The 21,009-nt window shown below is 73.0% G+C and carries 15 protein-coding genes; 4 read left to right on the top strand and 11 right to left on the bottom strand.

From position 1 onward, the window contains the following. Positions 1-8: 8 nt before the first annotated feature. The 5 genes from GCU69_RS21670 to hrcA form a co-directional block, all read right to left on the bottom strand. Complete coding sequence (locus tag GCU69_RS21670; RefSeq protein WP_156206937.1) at positions 9-2,294, bottom strand: ATP-binding cassette domain-containing protein; 2,286 nt, start codon at positions 2,292-2,294, stop codon at positions 9-11. Between the two features lie 250 nt (positions 2,295-2,544). Continuing rightward, complete coding sequence (locus tag GCU69_RS21665) at positions 2,545-3,282, bottom strand: 16S rRNA (uracil(1498)-N(3))-methyltransferase (RefSeq protein ID WP_098751841.1); 738 nt, start codon at positions 3,280-3,282, stop codon at positions 2,545-2,547. Beyond that, positions 3,279-4,394 (bottom strand): nitronate monooxygenase, encoded by a 1,116-nt coding sequence (locus GCU69_RS21660; RefSeq protein ID WP_098751846.1) that lies wholly within the window; start codon positions 4,392-4,394, stop codon positions 3,279-3,281. The genes GCU69_RS21665 and GCU69_RS21660 overlap by 4 nt, the downstream gene beginning before the upstream one ends. 249 nt (positions 4,395-4,643) lie before the next feature. Beyond that, the gene (gene dnaJ / locus GCU69_RS21655; protein WP_098751842.1) at positions 4,644-5,780 is read right to left on the bottom strand and encodes a molecular chaperone DnaJ; all 1,137 of its coding nucleotides are present in this window, start codon (positions 5,778-5,780) and stop codon (positions 4,644-4,646) included. Further along, the gene (hrcA, locus tag GCU69_RS21650) at positions 5,781-6,797 is read right to left on the bottom strand and encodes a heat-inducible transcriptional repressor HrcA (protein WP_098751843.1); all 1,017 of its coding nucleotides are present in this window, start codon (positions 6,795-6,797) and stop codon (positions 5,781-5,783) included. A gap of 202 nt (positions 6,798-6,999) precedes the next feature. Here hrcA and GCU69_RS21645 point away from each other — a divergent pair, with 202 nt between their 5' ends. Both GCU69_RS21645 and GCU69_RS21640 read left to right on the top strand, forming a co-directional pair. Then, positions 7,000-7,731 carry an MBL fold metallo-hydrolase gene (locus GCU69_RS21645; RefSeq protein WP_156206936.1) on the top strand — a complete coding sequence of 244 codons (732 nt, stop codon included), beginning with the start codon at positions 7,000-7,002 and terminating at the stop codon, positions 7,729-7,731. A gap of 35 nt (positions 7,732-7,766) precedes the next feature. Continuing rightward, positions 7,767-8,606: a DUF3097 domain-containing protein gene (locus tag GCU69_RS21640; RefSeq protein ID WP_156206935.1), complete on the top strand. Its 840-nt coding sequence runs from the start codon at positions 7,767-7,769 to the stop codon at positions 8,604-8,606. A gap of 393 nt (positions 8,607-8,999) precedes the next feature. Here GCU69_RS21640 and hemW read toward each other — a convergent pair whose 3' ends face one another. From hemW to lepA, 4 genes are all read right to left on the bottom strand, one after another. Next, positions 9,000-10,232 (bottom strand): radical SAM family heme chaperone HemW, encoded by a 1,233-nt coding sequence (gene hemW, locus GCU69_RS21635; protein WP_098751848.1) that lies wholly within the window; start codon positions 10,230-10,232, stop codon positions 9,000-9,002. A gap of 558 nt (positions 10,233-10,790) precedes the next feature. Beyond that, entirely contained in the window at positions 10,791-12,854 is a 2,064-nt protein-coding gene (locus GCU69_RS21630; protein WP_156206941.1) for an ATP-binding SpoIIE family protein phosphatase, read from the bottom strand. Positions 12,855-13,380: 526 nt separating this feature from the next. Next, positions 13,381-15,270 (bottom strand): AMP-dependent synthetase/ligase, encoded by a 1,890-nt coding sequence (locus GCU69_RS21625; RefSeq protein WP_156206934.1) that lies wholly within the window; start codon positions 15,268-15,270, stop codon positions 13,381-13,383. A gap of 263 nt (positions 15,271-15,533) precedes the next feature. Continuing rightward, on the bottom strand, positions 15,534-17,414 hold the full coding sequence (lepA, locus tag GCU69_RS21620) for a translation elongation factor 4 (protein WP_098751850.1): 1,881 nt from the start codon (positions 17,412-17,414) through the stop codon (positions 15,534-15,536). 199 nt (positions 17,415-17,613) lie between these two features. Here lepA and rpsT point away from each other — a divergent pair, with 199 nt between their 5' ends. Further along, on the top strand, positions 17,614-17,880 hold the full coding sequence (gene rpsT / locus GCU69_RS21615) for a 30S ribosomal protein S20 (protein WP_098751851.1): 267 nt from the start codon (positions 17,614-17,616) through the stop codon (positions 17,878-17,880). A gap of 405 nt (positions 17,881-18,285) precedes the next feature. Here the strand turns inward: rpsT and holA are convergent, their stop codons facing one another. Continuing rightward, positions 18,286-19,278 carry a DNA polymerase III subunit delta gene (gene holA / locus GCU69_RS21610; protein WP_098751852.1) on the bottom strand — a complete coding sequence of 331 codons (993 nt, stop codon included), beginning with the start codon at positions 19,276-19,278 and terminating at the stop codon, positions 18,286-18,288. Positions 19,279-19,703: 425 nt separating this feature from the next. On the opposite strand from holA, the gene GCU69_RS21605 reads away from it, so the two are divergent. Then, complete coding sequence (locus GCU69_RS21605; protein ID WP_176604622.1) at positions 19,704-20,003, top strand: hypothetical protein; 300 nt, start codon at positions 19,704-19,706, stop codon at positions 20,001-20,003. 75 nt (positions 20,004-20,078) lie between these two features. Here the strand turns inward: GCU69_RS21605 and GCU69_RS21600 are convergent, their stop codons facing one another. Then, positions 20,079-20,960 carry a YceI family protein gene (locus GCU69_RS21600; RefSeq protein ID WP_408055831.1) on the bottom strand — a complete coding sequence of 294 codons (882 nt, stop codon included), beginning with the start codon at positions 20,958-20,960 and terminating at the stop codon, positions 20,079-20,081. Positions 20,961-21,009 lie beyond the last annotated feature (49 nt).

Below are 21,009 nucleotides of genomic sequence, written 5' to 3'. Positions count from 1 at the left end.
CTCCGTCCTCAGCCGTCGGCGCCGACATAGCCGCGCAGATGGCGGGCCGTGAGGGTGTCCGCGCCGGCCACCAGCTCGGCGGGCGTGCCCGTGAAGACGATCCGGCCGCCGTCGTGGCCGCCGCCGGGACCGAGGTCGATCAGCCAGTCGGCGTGCGCCATGACCGCCTGGTGGTGCTCGATGACCACGACCGTGTTGCCCTCGTCGACCAGCCGGTCGAGCAGTGCGAGGAGCTGGTCCACATCGGCCATGTGCAGCCCGGTGGTGGGCTCGTCCAGGACGTACACGGAGGACTTCTCGGCCATGTGGATGGCGAGTTTCAGCCGCTGACGCTCGCCCCCGGACAGCGTGTTGAGCGGCTGCCCGAGCCGCAGATAGCCCAGCCCCACGTCGTTGAGCCGCCCGAGCAGGGTGTGCGCCTGCCCGGTGCGGAAGAAGTCGTACGCCTCGGCCACCGACAGGGCGAGCACCTCGCTGATGTTCTTGCCGTCCAGCGTGTACCCGAGCACCTCCGGGGTGTACCGCTTCCCGTCGCACTGCTCGCAGACCGAGGCGACCCCGGCCATCATCGCGAGGTCGGTGTAGACCAGGCCGATCCCGTTGCAGTTGGGGCAGGCACCGGCCGAATTGGCGCTGAACAGCGCGGGCTTGACGCCGTTGGCCTTCGCGAAGGCGTTGCGGATCGGGCCCAGCAGCCCGGTGTACGTGGCCGGGTTGCTGCGCCGGGAGCCGCGGATGGGCGACTGGTCGGCGACGACCACGCCGTCCCGGCCGGTGAGATGGCCGTGGATGAGCGAACTCTTGCCGGAACCGGCCACACCCGTCACCACGGTCAGCACGCCGAGCGGGATGTCGACGCTGACGTTCCGCAGGTTGTGCAGCTCCGCGTCCTTGACCGACAGCTGTCCCCGGTGCGGCCGCACGGTCTGCCGGAGCCGTGCCCGGTGCTCCAGATGACGTCCGGTCAGCGTGCCGGACGCGCGCAGTCCGGCCACGTCCCCCGTGTAGCAGACCCGCCCGCCCCCGGTCCCGGCGCCGGGGCCGAGGTCGACGACGTGGTCGGCGATCGCTATCACCTCGGGTTTGTGCTCGACGACGAGCACGGTGTTGCCCTTGTCGCGCAGCCGGAGCAGCAGGTCGTTCATCCGCTGGATGTCGTGCGGGTGGAGTCCGACGGTGGGCTCGTCGAAGACATAGGTGACATCGGTCAGGCTGGAACCGAGGTGGCGCACCATCTTCACCCGCTGCGCCTCACCGCCGGAGAGCGTGGCGGAGGGGCGGTCCAGGCTCAGATAGCCCAGCCCGATCTCGGTCAGCGACTCCAGCAACTCCCGCAGGCTGCCCAGCAGCGGCGCCACGGACGGATCCCGGATGCCCCGGACGTGCTCGGCGAGGTCGCTGATCTGCATCGCGGAGCACTGCGCTATGTCGACCCCGTCGATCTTGGAGGACAGCGCGGCCGGTGCGAGCCGGGTGCCGCCGCAGGCCCGGCAGTCCGCGAAGACCACGGCCCGGTCCACGAAGGCCCTGATGTGCGGCTGCATGGAGTCACGGTCCTTGGCGAGGAAGAGCCGGCGGACCTTGGTGACGAGTCCTTCGTAGGTGAAGTTGTTGGAGCCCACCCGGATCTTGGTGGTCTCCTTGTGGAGGAAGTCCTCCCACTCCCGCGGGGTGAAGTCCCTGAGCCTCTTGTCCGGGTCGTAGAAGCCGGAGTGGGCCATGACCTGCCAATACCAGGTGTCCACACCGAACTGCGGGACGGTGATCGCCCCTTCGCGCAGCGAGAGGTCCCGGTCGACGAGCTGGTCGGCGTCGATCTCCGAGACCTGGCCGAGCCCCTCGCACTCCGGGCACATGCCCTCGGGGCTGTTGAAGCTGAAGAAGTGCGAGGGCCCGATGTACGGGGTGCCGAGGCGGCTGTAGACGATGCGGAGCATCGTGTACGCGTCGGTGGCCGTGCCCACCGTGGAGCGGGAGTTCGCGCCCATGCGCTCCTGGTCGACGACGATCGCAGCGCTCAGATTCTCCAGCCGGTCGACCTCCGGCCGGCCGAGGCTGGGCATGAACGACTGGACGAACGCGGTGTAGGTCTCATTGATCAGGCGCTGCGACTCCGCGGCGATGGTCCCGAAGACCAGCGAGGACTTGCCGGACCCGGAGACGCCGGTGAAGACGGTGAGCCGGCGCTTGGGGATGTCGAGGGAGACGTCCGCGAGGTTGTTCTCACGGGCTCCGCGGACCTTGATCAGATCGTGGCTGTCGGCCGGGTGGCCGCTGGACCGGTCGGACGTCATCCGGCTGTCCCCTTGCTGGAGGTCTGCTGAACACGGGCGGGCTCACCCTAGCCAGCGCCTCTGACACCGCCGGTCGCGTCCGGCCGCCGCGCCGCGCACGGCCGTGCGTGGCGCGGCGTGCCACCGGAGCGCGTGGTCGCGCCGTGACACCGGAACACGTGCCGGCGCAGCACCCGTTCAGCACGCGGCACACTCAGCACTCAGGACTCAGGACACGGCACACGGCACGCGGCGCGACCGGCGAGCCGGTTCAGCCCCAGCGCCCCGTGCGCCCCAACAGCAGCGCCGCCGCCGCCGTGCCCGCGGTGGAGGTGCGCAGCACGCTCGGCCCCAACCGGTACGGGCGCGCGCCCGCCTCCGCGAAGACGGCCAGCTCCTCCGGGGAGACGCCGCCCTCCGGACCGACCACCAGCACGATGTCTCCCCCGGCGGGCAGCCCGGCGGCGGCGAGCGGCGCGGCGCCCTCCTCGTGCAGGACCGCCGGGAACGCGGCCCCCGCCAGCAGCGCGGCCACCTCACGGGTGGTCATCGCGTCCGTGACCTCGGGGAACCGGAGGCGGCGCGACTGCTTGCCCGCCTCCCGGGCCGTCGCCCGCCACTTGCCGAGCGACTTCAGCCCCCGCTCGCCCCGCCACTGCGTGACACAGCGGGACGCGGCCCAGGGCACCACGGCGTCCACCCCGGTCTCCGTCATGGTCTCCACGGCCAGTTCGCCCCGGTCTCCCTTGGGCAGCGCCTGCACCACGGTGATCCGGGGCGCCGGCGCCGGCTCCGTGCGCACCTCGGTCACCTCGGCGCGCAGTACGTCCTTGCCCTCGACGGCGGCCACCGTGCCGTAGCCCCCGGTGCCCGCCCCGTCGGTCAGCACGATCGCCTCCCCGGCACGCAGCCGCCGTACGGATACGGCGTGCCGCCCCTCGGGGCCGTCCAGGGTGACCGGGCCGGGAGCGATCGCGCCCTTCTCGACCAGGAACACGGGGGCGGTCATACATCCTCCTCGGGGACCGATGACATCGTTGCCGCCAACGCGGCGCCGGCCGCGGCCAGTTCCGCCGCGAGGGTCTGCACCAGGTCGCCCGCGGGCATCGCGCGGGCCATCCGGTGGCCCTGGCCCGCCCACAGCGCCATGCCCTGCGGGTCGCCCGCGCGGGCCGCCGCCTTGCGCAGCCCGGCGGTGAGGTGGTGGACCTGCGGATACGCGGCGGGGGCGTACGGTCCGTGCTCCCGCATGAAGCGGTTGACCAGCCCCCGGGCCTGGCGCCCGGTGAAGGCCCGGGTCAGCTCGGTGCGCGGGAACACCGGGTCGGTCAGGGCCGCCTTGTGCAGCTGGTTCGCGCCCGACTCGGGGCAGACCAGAAACGCGGTGCCCAGCTGGCCGGCGACCGCCCCCGCCGCGAGCACGGCCGCGATCTGCGCCCCGCGCATCAGCCCGCCGGCGGCGATCACCGGGATCCGTACGGCCTCCCGCACCTGGGCGACGAGCGTGAGCAGGCCGAGCCCTGCCACCCGGGCGTCCCCGTACGGGTCGTCGCGGTGGGTGCCCTGGTGGCCGCCCGCCTCGATGCCCTGCACACAGACCGCCCCGGCCCCCGCGCGCTCCGCGTCCAGGGCCTCGGCCGGTCCGGTGACGGTGACCACGGTGAGCGTGCCGACTCCGGCGAGCCGGTCCAGCACCGCCCGGTCCGGGCAGCCGAAGGTGAAGGAGACGACGGGCAGCGGGTCGTCGGCGAGGATAGCCAGCTTGGCGTCGTACGCGTCGTCGGCGTACGTGTCGGTGTCCCCGAGCCGGGTGCCGTACCAACTCTCCTCGTTGCTCAACTGCTCCCGGTAGACCTCGACCACGGCGGGGTCCACGGTGGAGGGCTGCGGCATGAAGAGGTTCACCCCGAAGGGGCGGCGGGTGAGCCTGCGCAGCGCCAGGACGTCCTGGTACATGGCTTCGGGGGTCTTGTAACCGGCAGCGAGGAACCCGAGCCCGCCGGCCTCGGAGACGGCCGCGGCGAGCTCCGGGGTGGAGATGCCGCCGGCCATCGGGGCCTGGACGATCGGATGGGTGCACAGATCCGTGATCGTGGGAACGCCCCCGCTTGGTACAACCATGACCACATGGTGTCACGCAGTCTCTTTTGGGCCATCTCCGCTCCCCCCCGGTTCCGGGGGAAGGGAAACAGCCACACCTCGGGAAGAGCCCGCCCCGCGCGGCGGACCCCCGCGACGGATCCGGCGAGGCCGCGGCACGGACGGCGAGCGGCCGGGCGTCCCCCGGACCAGAGCCGGAGGAGGTCCGGCTCGGCGCGAGCGGCCCGGGTTTCCCCGGACCAAGGGCCCGGGGGAGGTCCGGCCGCGCCGTCACCGTCCGTTGAAGGCGTCCTTCAGCCGGGAGAACAGGCCCTGCTGGCCCGGCTGGAAGTGGCCGGACGGCCGCTCCTCGCCGCGCAACTTGGCGAGCTGGCGCAGCAGGTCCTCCTGCTGCGCGTCGAGCTTGCCCGGGGTCTGCACCTCCACGTGGACGATCAGGTCGCCGCGGCCGCCGCTGCGCAGATGGGTGACGCCCCGCTGGTGCAGCGGGATCGACTGGCCGGACTGGGTGCCTGGCCGGATGTCGACCTCCTCCAGACCGTCCAGGGTCTCCAGCGGGCACTGGGTGCCCAGCGCGGCGGCCGTCATCGGGATCGTCACCGTGCAGTGCAGGTCGTCACCGCGGCGCTGGAACACCGGGTGCGGCAGCTCGTGGATCTCCACGTACAGGTCGCCGGCCGGGCCGCCGCCGGGGCCGACCTCGCCCTCGCCGGCCAGCTGGATCCGGGTGCCGTTGTCGACGCCCGCGGGGATCTTCACGGTCAGCGTGCGGCGCGAGCGGACCCGGCCGTCACCGGCGCACTCCGGGCACGGGGTCGGCACGACGGTGCCGAAGCCCTGGCACTGCGGGCACGGCCGGGAGGTCATGACCTGGCCCAGGAAGGAACGGGTGACCTGCGAGACCTCGCCGCGGCCGCGGCACATGTCGCAGGTCTGCGCCGAGGTGCCCGGCGCCGCGCCCTCGCCGCTGCACGAGTTGCAGACGACGGCCGTGTCGACCTGGATGTCCTTGGTGGTGCCGAACGCGGCCTCGTCCAGCTCGACCTCGAGCCGGATCATCGCGTCCTGGCCGCGCCGCGTGCGGGACCTCGGCCCGCGCTGCGAGGCGGTGCCGAAGAAGGCGTCCATGATGTCGGAGAAGTTGCCGAAGCCCGCGCCGAAGCCGGCGGCCCCGCCGGCGCCCCCGGCACCCGACATCGGGTCTCCGCCGAGGTCGTAGACCTGCTTCTTCTGCGGGTCCGAGAGCACCTCGTAAGCGGCGTTGATCTCCTTGAACCGCTCCTGGGTCTTCGGGTCCGGATTGACGTCCGGGTGCAGCTCGCGTGCAAGACGGCGGAAGGCCTTCTTGATCTCGTCCTGTCCCGCGTCGCGGCGCACGCCCAGTACGGCGTAGTAGTCCGTGGCCACTTACGACTCCGCCAGGATCTGTCCGACGTAACGTGCCACTGCGCGTACCGCTCCCATCGTTCCGGGGTAGTCCATGCGGGTCGGTCCGACCACGCCGAGTTTTGCGACGGCCTCGTCGCCCGAACCGTAGCCGACCGCGACGACGGATGTGGACGTGAGGCCCTCATGGGCGTTCTCGTGCCCGATCCGCACCGTCATGCCCGAGTCCTCCGACTCGCCGAGCAGCTTCAGCAGCACGACCTGCTCCTCCAGCGCCTCCAGCACCGGCCGGATCGTCAGCGGGAAGTCGTGCCCGAAGCGGGTGAGATTGGCGGTGCCGCCGATCATCAGCCGCTCCTCGGTCTCCTCGACCAGCGTCTCCAGCAGCGTGGCGAGCACGGCCGAGACCGTCCCGCGGTCCTCCGCCTCGAAGGACTCCGGAAGATCCTGCACCAACTGCGGCACATCCGCGAACCGGCGGCCGGTGACCCGGCTGTTGAGCCGGGCCCGCAGATCGGCCAGCGACGTCTCGCCGAACGGCACCGGGCAGTCGACCATGCGCTGCTCGACCCGGCCGGTGTCGGTGATGAGGACCAGCATGACGCGGGCGGGCGCCAGCGACAGCAGTTCGACATGGCGGACGGTGGACCGGGTCAGCGACGGATACTGCACGACCGCGACCTGCCGGGTCAGCTGGGCCAGCAGCCGGACGGTGCGCCCCACGACGTCGTCGAGGTCGACGGCGCCGTCCAGGAAGTTCTGGATGGCACGGCGCTCCGGCGAGGACAGCGGCTTGACACCGGCGAGCTTGTCGACGAACAGCCGGTAGCCCTTGTCGGTGGGGATGCGCCCGGCGCTGGTGTGCGGCTGGGCGATGAACCCCTCGTCCTCCAGGGCGGCCATGTCGTTGCGCACCGTCGCGGGAGAGACACCGAGCCGGTGCCGCTCGGTGAGCGCCTTGGAGCCGACCGGCTCCTCCGTGCCCACGTAGTCCTGGACGATGGCGCGCAGGACTTCGAGTCTGCGTTCGCTCAGCATCGCGCACACCTCCAGCTCGCTCGTCGGGCGCCCTCGGTCCTCGGGCTTGGCACTCGGTGCGGCTGAGTGCCAGGTTTCCCGGCCCAAGTGTACGGCCGTCCGGTACGCCGCGGGCAAGGCCGAGCCGGTCACGGGGAGGACACAGCAGCAGGCGGGCGCACCGGGGCGGGCGCGCCGGCTCCTGTGCGACTAGCGTCGCGGTATGGACGGCGGTTGGGAAGAGGCAGCCGGGGAGCATCTGGCGCAGGGGGTCGCACGGCTCAGGCTGCCGGGCTGGGACGCGACGGCGGGGCTCGTGCACGGCCCCGCGGGCGCGCTCGTCGTGGACGCCGGGGCGCGGCTCCGCGAGGGCGCCGCGATCCGGCGGTGGGCGCGGGAACGGACGGGCGGCCGGGTGACGCATCTCGCACTGACCCACGGACATTTCGATCACGTCCTGGGTGCCGCGGCCTTCGCCGGGGTGTCCGTCTACGGGGCGGTCGGCCTGGACGGGCTGCTCGCCGCGGGCCGCGAGGAGCTGGCCGCCGACGCCGTACGGCACGGGGCGGACCCGGCGGCCACCGCGGAGGCGGCCGATCTGCTGGTGCGGCCGCACCACCTGGTGTCCGGGGAGATGACGGTGGACCTCGGCGGCGACGGGGTCCGGCGGGAGGCGGTGCTGGTCAACGCGGGCCCCGGGCACACCGCGCACGACCTGGTGGTCATGGTGCCCGGCGACCCCTGCGTGGTGTTCTGCGGCGACCTGGTGGAGGAGTCCGGCGAACCGCAGGCGGGGCCGGACGCCGTACCGGAGCGGTGGCCCGCCGCGCTGGACCGGCTGCTCGGGCTGGGCGGCGGGGACGCTCGGTACGTGCCCGGTCACGGAGCGGTGGTGGACGCCGCTTTTGTCCGGGCCCAGCGTGATCAACTGGCGGCGCGTTTCGGCGTGTCGTGAACGCGGGCGGTGATCACTTCGTATCGTCGGTCACCATGCGCAGCGACAGGTACGGGCCGGATCTCACCCCGCCGTGGAAGAAGCAGCGACCGGCGCCGGAGGTCGAGGCGGAGACCGACCTCGTGGTCGAGGAGGTCACCACCGGCTTCTGCGGCGCGGTGATCCGCTGTGAGAAGACCGCTCAGGGCCCCGCGGTCACGCTGGAGGACCGCTTCGGCAAGCACCGGGTGTTCCCGATGGAGCCGCGCGGCTTCCTGCTGGAGGGGCGCGTCGTCACGCTCGTCCGCCCCTCGGTGCCGGCGGGCCCGCGCCGCCCGGCCCGTACGGCCTCCGGTTCGGTCGCCGTCCCGGGGGCGCGGGCACGGGTCGCACGCGCGGGGCGCATCTATGTCGAGGGGCGGCACGACGCGGAGCTGGTCGAGCGGGTCTGGGGCGACGACCTGCGGCTGGAGGGCGTGGTCGTCGAGTATCTGGAGGGCGTCGACGATCTTCCGGCGGTGGTGCGGGAGTTCGGCCCGGCGGCCGACGCGCGGCTCGGTGTCCTGGTCGACCACCTGGTCCCCGGCTCCAAGGAGTCCCGGATCGCCGCCGAGGTCATGGGCGACCCGCACAGCGGCGAGCACGTGCTGGTCGTCGGACACCCGTACATCGACATCTGGGAGGCCGTGAAGCCGTCCGCGGCGGGCATTCCGGCCTGGCCGTCGGTACCGCGCGGGCAGGACTGGAAGAAGGGCGTCTGCCGGGCGCTGGGCTGGCCGGAGAACACCGGCACCGCCTGGCGGCGCATCCTGTCCTCGGTGCACTCCTACCGCGACCTGGAGCCGGCGCTGCTGGGCCGGGTCGAGGAGCTGATCGACCATGTGACGGCGCCTTGAGACCGGGTCCGGCCGCGGACGCGGGTGCGGATGCGGTCGCGGGTGCGGGGCCGGTCGCGGGTGCGGTCGCGGATGCGGGGCCGGTCGCAGGTGCGGCCGCGGATGCGGGGCCGGTCGCAGGCGCGAGGTCCGGCTTCGCCAGATCGCGGGCCGAGGAGGTCCGTCCCCGTGTCCGGTCGCGCGCGGGGTTCCGTACCGGGATTCCGGCGTTCGTCGCGGTGACCGAGCCGCGGTGACGGAACGGTGGCTGAGTCCCGGTGACGGATGACGGTCCCGTGCGGGCGCGGGCCGCGCGTGCGGGCGCGGGGCGCGTGGCAGGGTGCGGGGCGCGTGGGAGGGGCCGACAGGTTTTGGGCCGGTCCCCGGCCGGTGCCCGCAGCGGTGTCCGTGCCGTCAGTCGACCAGGTCGCGGACGACCGCGTCGGCCAGCAGCCGGCCGCGCAGCGTCAGAACCGCCCGGCCCCGCTCGTACGGTTCCGGGGCGAGCAGCCCGTCCGCAACCGCACGGCCGGCGGCACGCAGGCCCGCCGGGGCCAGCAGCCCGAGCGGGCACCCGTCCGCGAGCCGCAGTTCCAGCAGGATCCGCTCGACCCGGCGGTCCTCCTCGCCCAGCAGTTCGCGCCCGGCACCGGGGCTGCGGCCCTCGGCGAGGGCCTGGGCGTACGCGCCGGGGTGCTTCACGTTCCACCAGCGGACACCGCCGACGTGGCTGTGCGCGCCGGGGCCCGCGCCCCACCAGTCGGCGCCGCGCCAGTACAGCTCGTTGTGGCGGCAGCGGCCGGCCTCGGTGGTCGCCCAGTTCGACACCTCGTACCAGCCGAAGCCGGCGGCCGTCAGCCGCTCCTCGGCGATGAGATAGCGGTCGGCGTGCTCGTCGTCGTCGGTCATCGGCACCTCGCCGCGCCGGATCCGCCGGGCCAGTTGCGTGCCCTCCTCGACGATCAGCGCGTACGCCGACACATGGTCCGGGCCCGCGCCGACCGCCGCGTCGAGGGAGGCGCGCCAGTCGTCGTCGGTCTCCCCCGGGGTGCCGTAGATCAGGTCGAGGTTGACGTGCTCGAAGCCCGCCGCGCGGGCCTCCGCGACGCACGCCTCGGGCCGGCCCGGGGTGTGCGTGCGGTCCAGGACCCGCAGGACGTGCTGCCGCGCGCTCTGCATCCCGAAGGAGACCCGGTTGAAGCCGCCCTCGCGGAGCGCGGCCAGATAGCGCGGGTCCACGGATTCCGGATTGGCCTCGGTGGTGATCTCCGCGCCGTCCGCCAGCCCGAACTCGTCGCGGATCACACCGAGCATCCGCGTCAGGTCCTCCGCCGGGAGCAGGGTGGGCGTGCCGCCGCCGACGAAGACGGTCTCCGCCCTGCGCGGGTCGTCGCCGAGCACCTTGCGGGCGAGCCGGATCTCCTCGGCGAGGGTTTCCGCGTAGTTGTCGCGGGAGGCGAGCGCGCCCCCGGAGCCGCGCAGCTCGGCGGCGGTGTACGTGTTGAAGTCGCAGTAGCCGCAGCGGGTCGCGCAGTACGGGACGTGCAGATAGAAGCCGAGCGGGCGGTCACCGGCGCCGTCGAGAGCACGGGCGGGCAGGGTCCCGTCGGCGGGCACGGGTTCCCCATCGGGCAGTACGGAGGGCATGGGGACCATTGTCCGTCATCCGGTGGCGGTGTCCGGCCGGCCGCCGCCCGGCGGGGTGGGGCGGCGGCTCGCGTCCGGCGGGGTGGCGGTCGATGGCGCGCGTCCGGCGAGGGGTGGCGGCCGGCGGCTCGCGTCCGGCGAGGGGTGACGGCCGGCGGCTCACGTCCGGCGGGGCAAGGGCGGCGGCTCGCGTCCGGCGAGGGGTGACGGCCGGCGGCTCACGTCCGGCGGGGCAAGGGCGGCGGCTCGCGTCCGACGGGGGCGACGGGGGCGACGGCGGGTGTCTCGCCTCCCCCGCCGTGTTCCGTACCCCGACGGCCGGGGGCCCCGCCCTCGCGGCCACCCGTTCCCTCCGGGCGGGGCGCCGCGGACCGCTCGTCCGCCGTGGCCCGGCCGTCTCCGTCCGGACGGTCCCGGCCCCGGCCCCGGGTCCGGGTCCGGGTCCGGGTCCGGGTCCGAGTGCGGGTGCGGGTGCGGGGTCCGAGTGCAGGTCCCGGTCCGAGTGCGGGTGCGGGTGCGGGGTCCGAGGTCATCCGGGTCCGGTCGTGCCCGGTCCCGTCAGGTCGCCTGGAGCACCAGCAGCGACAGGTCGTCGTCCGGCGGCTGGTCGGCGAACTCGTGCACGACCTGCCGGATCCGCCGCGCCACCCCGTCCGCCCCGAGCCCGGCACAGCCACTCAGCGCGGAGGAGAGCCCGTCGCCGTCGTCGAACTGGTGCCGCCCCGAGCGCCGCTCGGTCACCCCGTCCGTCACGCACAGCAGCGTGTCCCCGGGCTCCAGGTCGAAGGTCTCGCTCTCGTACTCGGCGTCGTCCAGCACACCGAGCAGTACGTGCGACGCGGCGACCTGGCGCACCGCGCCGTCCGGGCGGAGCAGCAGCGGCAGCGGGTGGCCCGCGCTGGCCACGGTGCAGCGCACCCGGAGAACCTTCCCGTCGTCCCCCGTCTCCGGTTCCAGCTCGCCGCAGAGGAGGGACACCAGGCGCATCGGCGTCGCCTCTTCCTGGACGAGCGCCGCCGCCCCCGCAGCCACCGGACCCGGCCCCGTACCCGTCGCGGCGGCCGCGGCCGCCTTGGCGGCCTGTGCCGCGTGGTCGCAGAGCAGCCGGTTGAGCCGGCGGAGGACGCCCGCGGCTCCGTACCCCTCCTGGGCCAGCAGTTTCACGATGGGGCGGACGAGGCCGGTGACGACGGCCGCCTCCGGCCCGTGTCCGCCGACGTCGCCGAGGGCGAAGAACCAGCGGCCGTCCGAGGCGCGGAACAGGTCGTAGAGATCACCGCCCACCGCCGCTCCCTCGCCGGCCGGCTCGTACACCACGTGGTGGTCGATCCCGGGCACGGTCGAGAGGCGCGCGGGCAGCAGGCCCCGCTGGAGGATCGCGCTCATGGTGGCCTGCCGGGTGTACTGCCGGGCGGAGGCGACCGCGAGGGCGACGCGCCGGGCGAAGTCGGCGATGAGCGCGGTGACCTCGTCGGCCGTGCGCACCGGACCGGCCTTGCCGAGCAGCAGGGTGCCGACGCCCCGGCCGCCGGCGATCAGCCGGCAGGCGAGCGCCGTACCGGCCGCGGGCGGCGGCTGACCGTTGGCGGTGGTACGGACGGTGCCGCCCTCCCCGGGCGGCTCGCCCCCGGTGGTGCCGCCGGGGGCATGCGGCCCGGGGAGTGCGGCGCCGTCCACCGGGGCGGGCGGGATCACGGGCCAGGGCCACGGAACGGGCCAGCCCCGGGCCGCCTCGGTGACGACGGGCGGGTTCTTCTCCAGGACCGACCGCAGCCCTTCGACGCGGCTCTCGCTCGTGTGCAGGACGCGGGCGAGGCGCGCGCTCGCGCCGCCGCCCTCCTGGTCGAGCCAGACGGCGCACCAGTCCGCGAGCCGGGGCACCAGCAGCTGCCCGGCCAGCCCCGCCACCCTGTCCTCGTCGAACTCCCCGGCGAACAGGTCGGACGCCTCCGCGAGGAAGAACAGGGCGCCGCGGCTCACCCAGTCGGTGCCGGGCTCGCGGTCCCCGTCCGGGCGGGGCTCGGTGGCCAGAATGTCGGCGGCGCGCAGCTCCCGCTGGAGGGCCCGGTCCTCGGGGGGCGCCAGCTCCGGCAGCGCGGGGTCGTCCGGGTCGGCGACCGGCAGCCGGAACCACACGGTCTTGAGACCGCCGTGGTAGGTCACGCCCCAGGCCTCGGCCACGGCGCCGACCAGCCGGAGCCCGCGCCCGCTGGTGCCGTCCGCCGTACCGCGCGGGCAGTGCACGTCCCGGGCGGGGTGGTGGTCGGACACCTCGACGACGAGCGCGGCCGGGCCCGGCTCCGCCGGTTCGCCGGACGGCTCCGGTTCGGCCCCGTCGAGCCGGCACAGGACTTCGACCTGGGTGCCGGCGTGCAGCACGGCGTTGGTGACCAGCTCACTGACGAGCAGCGTGGCGTCGTCCGCGAGCCGGCCGGTGATGCCCGCCGCGGCGGGAAGCGCCTGCTGGGTCGTCCAGTCGGCGAGCGCGGCCCGTACGAACCGGCGTGCGGCTCCAGGTCCGAGGGAGTTGCCGGGCAGGCTGGTACGGAGCACCGGCCGGACCCCGCCCGGCCCGGCGGCCGGTACGGCGGTGTCGCCTGCGGGCCCGCCGGACGGCGGCATGGGGCGGCCTGCGGTCGTGCGCTGCGTGGACAAGACCCCCACGGTGCAGCTCCTGAGCAGTTCGGGCTTCGTGCCGCTGTTGTCAGCAGAGTGGCAGACGGGCCGCGCCCGTGAGCACGGAGTTACCGAAATGCCCCATCGCTGAGCCCGGGAGTGGTATGTCCTGGGAACAGACGACCGACCGACCGACCGACCGACCGGACGACCGGCTGACCGGCTGACCGGCTGACCGGCTCATCGACCGGACGACCGACCGACCGGCTCCCGCGCCCGCGCTCTCGCACCGCCGCTGGCGCCGCGCACGCAGGCACCCCTCCCCGTACCGCCCCGCACGCGCCGCTGCCCGGCGCACATCACCGCCCCGCTCACACCGACGTACGCACGCACCGCCCGTACGCACACACCGCCCCGCACGCACCGCCCCTTGCCGCCGCACGGCCCGCCGGGCGAGTTCTCCGGCGCGGAAACGACAGCGGGGCCGGTGCGGCTTTCACCGCACCGGCCCCGGACTGCGGGAGCGCCGCCGTTACGCCTCGCGCGACCCCGCGTACATCTCCTCGATCAGGTCCTTGTACTCCCGTTCCACGACCGGGCGCTTGAGCTTGAGGCTCGGCGTCAGCTCGCCGTGCTCGACGTCCAGGTCACGGGGCAGGATGCGGAACTTCTTGATGGTCTGCCAGCGCTGCAGGCCCTCGTTGAGCCGCTGCACGTAGCCGTCGATCAGCTCGCACATCTGCGGGGAGGAGACGACCTCGGCGTAGGGCTTGCCGGACAGGCCGTTCTCCTCGGCCCAGGACGTCACCGTCGGCTCGTCGAGCGCGATCAGGGCCGTGCAGAAGTTGCGGTCGGCGCCGTGCACGAGGATGTTCGAGACGAACGGGCAGACCGCCTTGAACTGGCCCTCGACCTCTGCCGGGGCGATGTACTTGCCGCCGGAGGTCTTGATCAGGTCCTTCTTGCGGTCGGTGATCCGCAGATAGCCGTCCGCGGACAGCTCACCGATGTCACCGGTGTGGAACCAGCCGTCCGACTCCAGCACCTCGGCCGTCTTCTCGGGCAGCTTGTGGTAGCCCTCCATGATGCCGGGGCCGCGCAGCAGGATCTCGCCGTCGTCCGCGATGCGCACCTCGGTGCCGGGCAGCGGCTTGCCGACCGTGCCGGTGCGGTAGGCCTCGCCGGGGTTGACGAAGCTGGCGGCGCTGGACTCGGTGAGCCCGTAGCCCTCCAGGATGTGCACCCCGGCGCCGGCGAAGAAGAAGCCGATGTCGGGCGCGAGCGCCGCCGAGCCGGAGACCGCCGCGCGCAGCCGGCCGCCGAAGGCCTCCCGCAGCTTGGCGTACACGAGCTTGTCGGCGACGGCGTGCTTCGCGGAGAGACCGAGCGGCGCGCTGCGCTTGCCGGTGCGGCGGAAGTTGTCCTGGGTGACCCGGGCGTACTCGCGGGCGACACCGGCCGCCCACTGGAAGATCTTGTACTTGGCGCCGCCGCCGGCCCGCGCCTTGGCCGCGACCCCGTTGTAGACCTTCTCGAAGATCCGCGGCACGGCCGCCATGTACGTCGGCTGCACGACCGGCAGATTCTCAATGATCTTGTCGATCCGGCCGTCCACGGCGGTGACGTGCCCGACGCCGATCTGGCCGGCCGTGAGGACCTTGCCGAAGACGTGCGCCAGCGGCAGCCAGAGGTACTGCAGGTCGTCGGAGGTCACCAGGCCGCTGGCCTCGATGGCCCGGGCCATGTACGCCCAGCAGTCGTGCTGGAGCCGTACGCCCTTGGGCCGGCCGGTGGTGCCCGAGGTGTAGATGAGGGTGGCGAGCTGGTCCGCGGTGATGGCGGCGACCCGGTCCCGGACCAGGTTCGCGTCCTTGTCCAGCCGCTCGGCGCCGCGCCGCTCCAGCTCGGCGAGCGAGAGCACAAAGCCCTCCGGGTCGCCCTCGGCGGGTGCTGCCGCGTCCTCGTCGAGCACCACCACATGGGCCAGCGCCGGCAGCTCGGCGCGCCGCTCGCGGGCCTTGGCCAGCTGCTCGGCGTCCTCGGCGATCAGCACCCGGCTCTCGGAGTCGGCGAGGATGTAGGCGGTCTCCTCGGCGTTGGTGCTCGGATAGACCGTGGTGGTCGCCGCGCCCGCGCAGAGGATGCCGAGGTCGGCGAGGATCCACTCGACGCGGGTGCTGGACGCGATCGCGACCCGCTGCTCGGGCTCCACGCCCAGCTCGATGAGTCCGGCGGCCAGCGCGTAGACCCGTGTCGCGGCCTGGCCCCAGGTGTAGGAGCGCCAGTCGTCGGGCCCCTCTCCGCCGGCCCGTGGCACCGGATAGCGATAGGCCTCGCGGTCCGGCGTCGCATCGACCCGCTCCACGAAGAGCGCCGCCACCGACGGCGGCCTGTTCTCGATCAACGTCTGCGTGTCGCTCACGACATCCTCCGTGGCCCCCGGCAGTGCTGTGACTGGAACTTGTTTAACTGGTGAGTAACCTTCGGGCAGGCATCAGAGTAAAGGCCGGGCGGCTCCCGCGTAAGGGCTTGACACCCATGGTTTCCGCGCATCCCCGATTCCGTGTCCGGGCCGTGATCATCAGCTCCGCTTCCCGGCCGTGATCAGCACGAAGGCGCCCGCCCCGGTGGGGCGGGCGCCTGCCGGCCGGAGACGGCCGTACGGTGCGCGCTGCGGCGGCGTCCCTACTTCTTGCCCTTGACCTCGCCGGCGGCGGAGTCGGACGACAGCACCGCGATGAAGGCCTCCTGCGGCACCTCCACGTTGCCGACCATCTTCATCCGCTTCTTGCCTTCCTTCTGCTTCTCCAGCAGCTTCCGCTTACGGGAGATGTCACCGCCGTAGCACTTGGCGAGCACGTCCTTGCGGATGGCGCGGACGGTCTCCCGGGCGATGACCCGGCTGCCGATGGCAGCCTGGATCGGCACCTCGAAGTTCTGCCGCGGGATGAGCTCGCGGAGCTTGCCGACGAGCCGGACCCCGTAGGCGTACGCCTTCTCCTTGTGCGTGATCGCCGAGAAGGCGTCCACCTTGTCGCCGTGCAGCAGGATGTCGACCTTCACCAGATCGGCGGACTGCTCGCCGGTGGGCTCGTAGTCCAGCGAGGCGTACCCGCGGGTCTTGGACTTGAGCGCGTCGAAGAAGTCGAAGACGATCTCCGCGAGCGGCAGGGTGTAGCGCAGCTCGACGCGGTCCTCGGAGAGGTAGTCCATGCCGAGCAGGGTGCCGCGGCGGCTCTGGCACAGCTCCATGATGGCGCCGATGAACTCGCTCGGGGCGAGCAGCGTGGCGCGGACGACCGGCTCGAAGACCTCCGCGATCTTGCCGGTGGGGAACTCGCTCGGGTTGGTGACGGTGTGCTCGGTGCCGTCCTCCATGATCACCCGGTAGATCACGTTGGGCGCGGTCGCGATCAGGTCGAGACCGAACTCGCGCTCCAGCCGCTCGCGGATGACGTCGAGGTGCAGCAGGCCCAGGAAGCCGACGCGGAAGCCGAAGCCGAGGGCCGCGGAGGTCTCCGGCTCGTAGACCAGCGCGGCGTCGTTGAGCTGGAGCTTGTCGAGCGCGTCGCGCAGCTCCGGATAGTCCGAGCCGTCCAGCGGGTAGAGGCCGGAGAACACCATCGGCTTCGGGTCCTTGTAGCCGCCGAGCGGCTCCTCCGCGCCCTTGTTCAGCAGGGTGACCGTGTCGCCGACCTTGGACTGGCGGACGTCCTTCACACCGGTGATCAGGTAGCCCACCTCGCCGACGCCCAGGCCGTCGGCGGGCTTCATCTCGGGCGAGGAGACGCCGATCTCCAGCAGCTCGTGCGCGGCGCCGGTGGACATCATCCGGATCCGCTCGCGCTTGCCGAGATGGCCGTCCACGACCTTCACGTACGTCACGACGCCGCGGTACGCGTCGTACACCGAGTCGAAGATCATCGCGCGGGCGGGCGCGTCCTTGTCGCCCACCGGCGGCGGGGTCACCTCGACCACCTTGTCGAGCAGCTCGCCGACGCCCTCGCCGGTCTTGGCGGAGACCTTCAGCACGTCGGACGGCTCGCAGCCGATGAGGTGGGCCAGCTCGGCGGCGAACTTCTCGGGCTGCGCGGCGGGCAGGTCGATCTTGTTCAGCACCGGAATGATGGTGAGGTCGTGCTCCATCGCCAGATAGAGGTTGGCCAGGGTCTGGGCCTCGATGCCCTGGGCGGCGTCCACCAGCAGGACGCAGGCCTCACAGGCGGCGAGGGACCGCGAGACCTCGTAGGTGAAGTCGACGTGCCCCGGGGTGTCGATCATGTTGAGCACATGGGTGGCGCCCGGAGTCCCGTCCTCACCACCGGTGGGAGCCCAGGGCAGCCGGACGGCCTGGGACTTGATCGTGATGCCGCGCTCGCGCTCGATGTCCATGCGGTCGAGATACTGGGCGCGCATCTGTCGCTGTTCGACCACACCGGTCAGCTGGAGCATCCGGTCGGCAAGCGTCGACTTGCCGTGGTCGATGTGCGCGATGATGCAGAAGTTGCGGATCAGCGCCGGATCGGTACGGCTCGGCTCCGGCACATTGGTAGGGGTCGCGGGCACGCAGGGTCCATTCGATGACGAGACGCAGCTTGGTCAGGTGTGGTGACAGTGCCCCCATCGTCCCATGACCGGCGGCCCCGGTCCGGTTTGGGAGGCCGACCGGCCGACTGGTAGCCTGGTCCATCGCGTCTCGTGACCTCTCACATGCGGTTCACACGCGGCGCGCATCAGAATCCGACGAACCTGCAAAGGCTCCTTCGTGGCGAACATCAAGTCCCAGATCAAGCGGAACAAGACGAACGAGAAGGCGCGCCAGCGCAACAAGGCCGTCAAGTCCTCCGTCAAGACCGCGATCCGCAAGGCCCGCGAGGCCGTGGAGGCCGGCGACCTCGAGAAGGCCACCGTCGCCGCCCGCGAGGCCACCAAGAAGCTCGACAAGGCCGCCGGCAAGGGCGTGATCCACAAGAACGCCGCCGCCAACAAGAAGTCGGCGCTGGCCGCCCGGGTCGCCTCCCTCAAGGGCTGACCCCGATCCACTCGCGGGCACTGCGCCCGCAGGGGCTCCGTCCCCACCCCGCCGCTCCGGATCCAGCGGGCCCTCTCAACCGCTCCGGCCGGCACCCTCGCGGCTCTGCCGTGATCGCGCCGCACGCGGCCTGCGTTCGCCACGCGGGTGCGGCGCACCAAGCTCGGCCGAAGGCCCCGCGCACTCGTCCTTCCCCAGGACGGCGCGGGGCCTTTGGCTTGCGCGGGGCTCTTGGCTTGCGCGGAGCCTTTGGCTTGCGCGGGGGCGCATGCGGGTTGTGCGGGAGCGCCTGCGGGTTGTTGGCAGCAGCTTCGGCTTGTTGGTTGGCTTGTTGGTTGGCTTGTTGGTGGGGGCTTCGGGTTGTTCGGCGGGGGCTTGGGCTTGTTGGCGGGGGCTTGGCCGGACTCAGCCGCGGCCCGCGGGGCGGGCGGCCCGGGCCACCGCGACCACAGCCTTCTCCAGGGCATACCCCGGGTCGGCGCCACCGCCCTTGACCTGGCCGTCCGCCTCGGCGACGGCCAGGAGCGCGGCGGCTACGCCGTCCGCCGACCAGCCGCGCATCTGCTGCCGCACCCGGTCGATCTTCCACGGCGGCATCCCCAGCTCGCGGGCCAGGTCGCCGGGGCGGGCGCCGCGCGGGGCGGAGGCCAGCTTGCCGATGGCCCGGACACCCTGCGCTAGGGCGCTGGTGATCATCACCGGTGCCACCCCGGTGGACAGGGACCAGCGGAGGGCTTCCAGGGCGTCGGCAGCGCGGCCCTCGACCGCCCGGTCGGCCACTGTGAAGCTGGAGGCTTCGGCACGGCCGGTGTAGTAGCGGGCGACGACCGCGTCGTCGATCGTGCCCTCGACGTCGGCGGCGAGCTGGGAACAGGCGCTGGCCAGCTCCCGCAGATCGCTGCCGATGGCGTCGACCAGGGCCTGGCACGCCTCCGGGGTCGCCGACCGGCCCGCGGTGCGGAACTCGCCGCGGACGAAGGCCAGCCGGTCGGCGGGCTTCGTCATCTTCGGACAGGCGACCTCCCGGGCACCCGCCTTCCGCGCGGCGTCCAGCAATCCCTTGCCCTTGGCGCCCCCGGCGTGCAGCAGGACCAGGGTGATCTCCTCGACGGGCGCGCCGAGATAGCCCTTCACGTCCTTGACCGTGTCCGCCGGCAGATCCTGCGCGTTGCGCACGACCACGACCTTGCGCTCCGCGAACAGCGAGGGGCTGGTCAGCTCGGCGAGCGTGCCCGGTCGCAGCGCGTCCGGGGTGAGGTCGCGCACGTCGGTGTCCGCGTCGGCGGCGCGCGCGGCCGCGACCACCTGCTGCACGGCACGGTCCAGGAGCAGGTCCTCCTGGCCCACCGCGAGCGTCACGGGGGCGAGCGGGTCGTCGTTCGTCGTCTTCCTGGCCATCGCCGACAAGCATCCCACGCCCCTCCGACACCGGGCCGCCACCACCGGCCACCGGCAGCGGGGCCTCCGGCACTGGAGCCTCCGGCACTGGGCCGCTGTCCGCCGGGCCGGTGCGATGGCAGGTCGTGCAGGCAGCGAACGGCGGAGGAGGCAGGTGACGGGGGCAGAGGACGGCCGGGGAGACAGCGGACGGGGGCAGCGAACGGCGGGGCGCAGGCGACGGGGGCGGCGCGTGACAGAGCAGCGGACGGCGGGCGACGAGTGGCAGCGGACGGCAGGCGAGACGTGACGGGGCGGCGCGGTGACGCAGCGGCGCGCTGGCGCGCGGTGGCGTCGCGGTGGCGCGGGTGGCGCGGGTGGCGATGGCGCGGACGTCACATCCGGTGGCCGTCCGTCCGCCCCCGGGCATGCCGCAGAATGTGCGGATGAGCAGTGCCCGTTTCCTGCCTCGAGAGGCATCCCTGCCGGCGACACGTCCCGTACTGCATCTGTTGGTGCTCCCCGACCGGGAGGCCGCCGAGGAGGCGGCTGCCGAAACGCCGGCACGTTTCGGCCTCGGCGACGAACCAGAGGTCGTGCGGGAGGCGCTCGCCGGCGAGGACGACGCCGAGGACGCCCAGTGGCTGGTGGTGATCGAGGACCCCGAGAGGCGCCTGGACCCGGCCGAGCTGGACGCGTTCGCCGCGCGCTACGAGGGCTGGGTGGAGACCGAAGAGGCCGGTTAGCCGGACGGGCGAGCGGAACCATGGGGACGGAAGGGCGCACACCGCGTCGCGCGGCGGCAGCTCTGCCCCGGCTGCTCAGCTCCGGGGAATCACCTGGATGTCGAGGTGGACGTCGATGGTCGACCCGACGGCCGCGATGCCCTGTGTGATCATGTGGCGCCAGTTGAGGTCGTAGTCCTCCCGGTGCAGCTGGGTGCTTGCGCGGCAGGCGACGCGCAACTCCTCCTCGACTCCGTGGCCGCTGCCCAGGTACTCGGTGTCCAGGGACACCGATCGGCTCACCCCGTGAATGGTCAGGCTGCCGGTGACCGTCCAGTGCCGCCCGCCGCGGTGCCGGAAGCGGTCGCCGTAGAACTCCAGGGTCGGATACTTCCGCACGTCCAGGAAGTCGGGCGAGCGCAAATGGTTGTCCCGCATCTGCGCGTTGGTGTCGATGCTCGCGGCGTCGATGACGACATGGATCGCGGAGTCCGTCATCCGTTCGCCGATGCGCAGCACGCCCGCGAACCGGTTGAACCGGCCGTGCACCCGCGCCAGCGCGATGTGCCGGGCCGTGAACCCGATGGTGCTGTGCGTGGGGTCGACGTCCCAGTCTCCGGGCGCCGGCAGTTCCAGCGCGGGAGCGAAGCTCAGCGTCACGTCGCCGACGGGCGTGTGGGTGTTCTCGCTGACCTCGGCCTTGCTGCGGTAGGGGGTGTAGCCGTCGCCCGCCACGAGCAGTTGGTAGCCGCCTGCGGGGACCGCGGCGACGAAGGCGCCGTAGGGATCCGTCTGCCCGGTCATGACCTGGCGCCCGCCGGTCTCGTTGACCGTTATCTTTGCCTGGCTCACGGGCTGGCCGACCGGGTCGAGGACCCGGCAGGTCAGCAGTCCCGCGGATCTCGGGACGGCCAGGCCCGGTAACTCGGGGAGGCCGGCGGCCCCCTTCTTGCGGTTGCTTCGCCAGCGGCTGAGCACCATCGTCGGGGCACCTCTCCGGTACAACTCCATGCAATTGAACCTGCAT

The organism is Streptomyces lycii (assembly GCF_009735685.1).
Taxonomy (GTDB): Bacteria; Actinomycetota; Actinomycetes; order Streptomycetales; family Streptomycetaceae; genus Streptomyces; species Streptomyces lycii.
This window is presented reverse-complemented; position numbering and strand designations above follow the sequence as displayed.

Bases quoted from the DNA above. Each gene is read 5' to 3' on its own strand.
- GCU69_RS21670 (WP_156206937.1), bottom strand. From the start codon at position 2,294: ATGACGTCCGACCGGTCCAGCGGCCACCCGGCCGACAGCCACGATCTG.
- GCU69_RS21665 (WP_098751841.1), bottom strand. From the start codon at position 3,282: ATGACCGCCCCCGTGTTCCTGGTCGAGAAGGGCGCGATCGCTCCCGGC.
- GCU69_RS21660 (WP_098751846.1), bottom strand. From the start codon at position 4,394: ATGGTTGTACCAAGCGGGGGCGTTCCCACGATCACGGATCTGTGCACC.
- hrcA (WP_098751843.1), bottom strand. From the start codon at position 6,797: ATGCTGAGCGAACGCAGACTCGAAGTCCTGCGCGCCATCGTCCAGGAC.
- GCU69_RS21645 (WP_156206936.1), top strand. From the start codon at position 7,000: ATGGACGGCGGTTGGGAAGAGGCAGCCGGGGAGCATCTGGCGCAGGGG.
- GCU69_RS21640 (WP_156206935.1), top strand. From the start codon at position 7,767: ATGCGCAGCGACAGGTACGGGCCGGATCTCACCCCGCCGTGGAAGAAG.
- hemW (WP_098751848.1), bottom strand. From the start codon at position 10,232: ATGCCCTCCGTACTGCCCGATGGGGAACCCGTGCCCGCCGACGGGACC.
- GCU69_RS21630 (WP_156206941.1), bottom strand. From the start codon at position 12,854: ATGCCGCCGTCCGGCGGGCCCGCAGGCGACACCGCCGTACCGGCCGCC.
- holA (WP_098751852.1), bottom strand. From the start codon at position 19,278: ATGGCCAGGAAGACGACGAACGACGACCCGCTCGCCCCCGTGACGCTC.
- GCU69_RS21605 (WP_176604622.1), top strand. From the start codon at position 19,704: ATGAGCAGTGCCCGTTTCCTGCCTCGAGAGGCATCCCTGCCGGCGACA.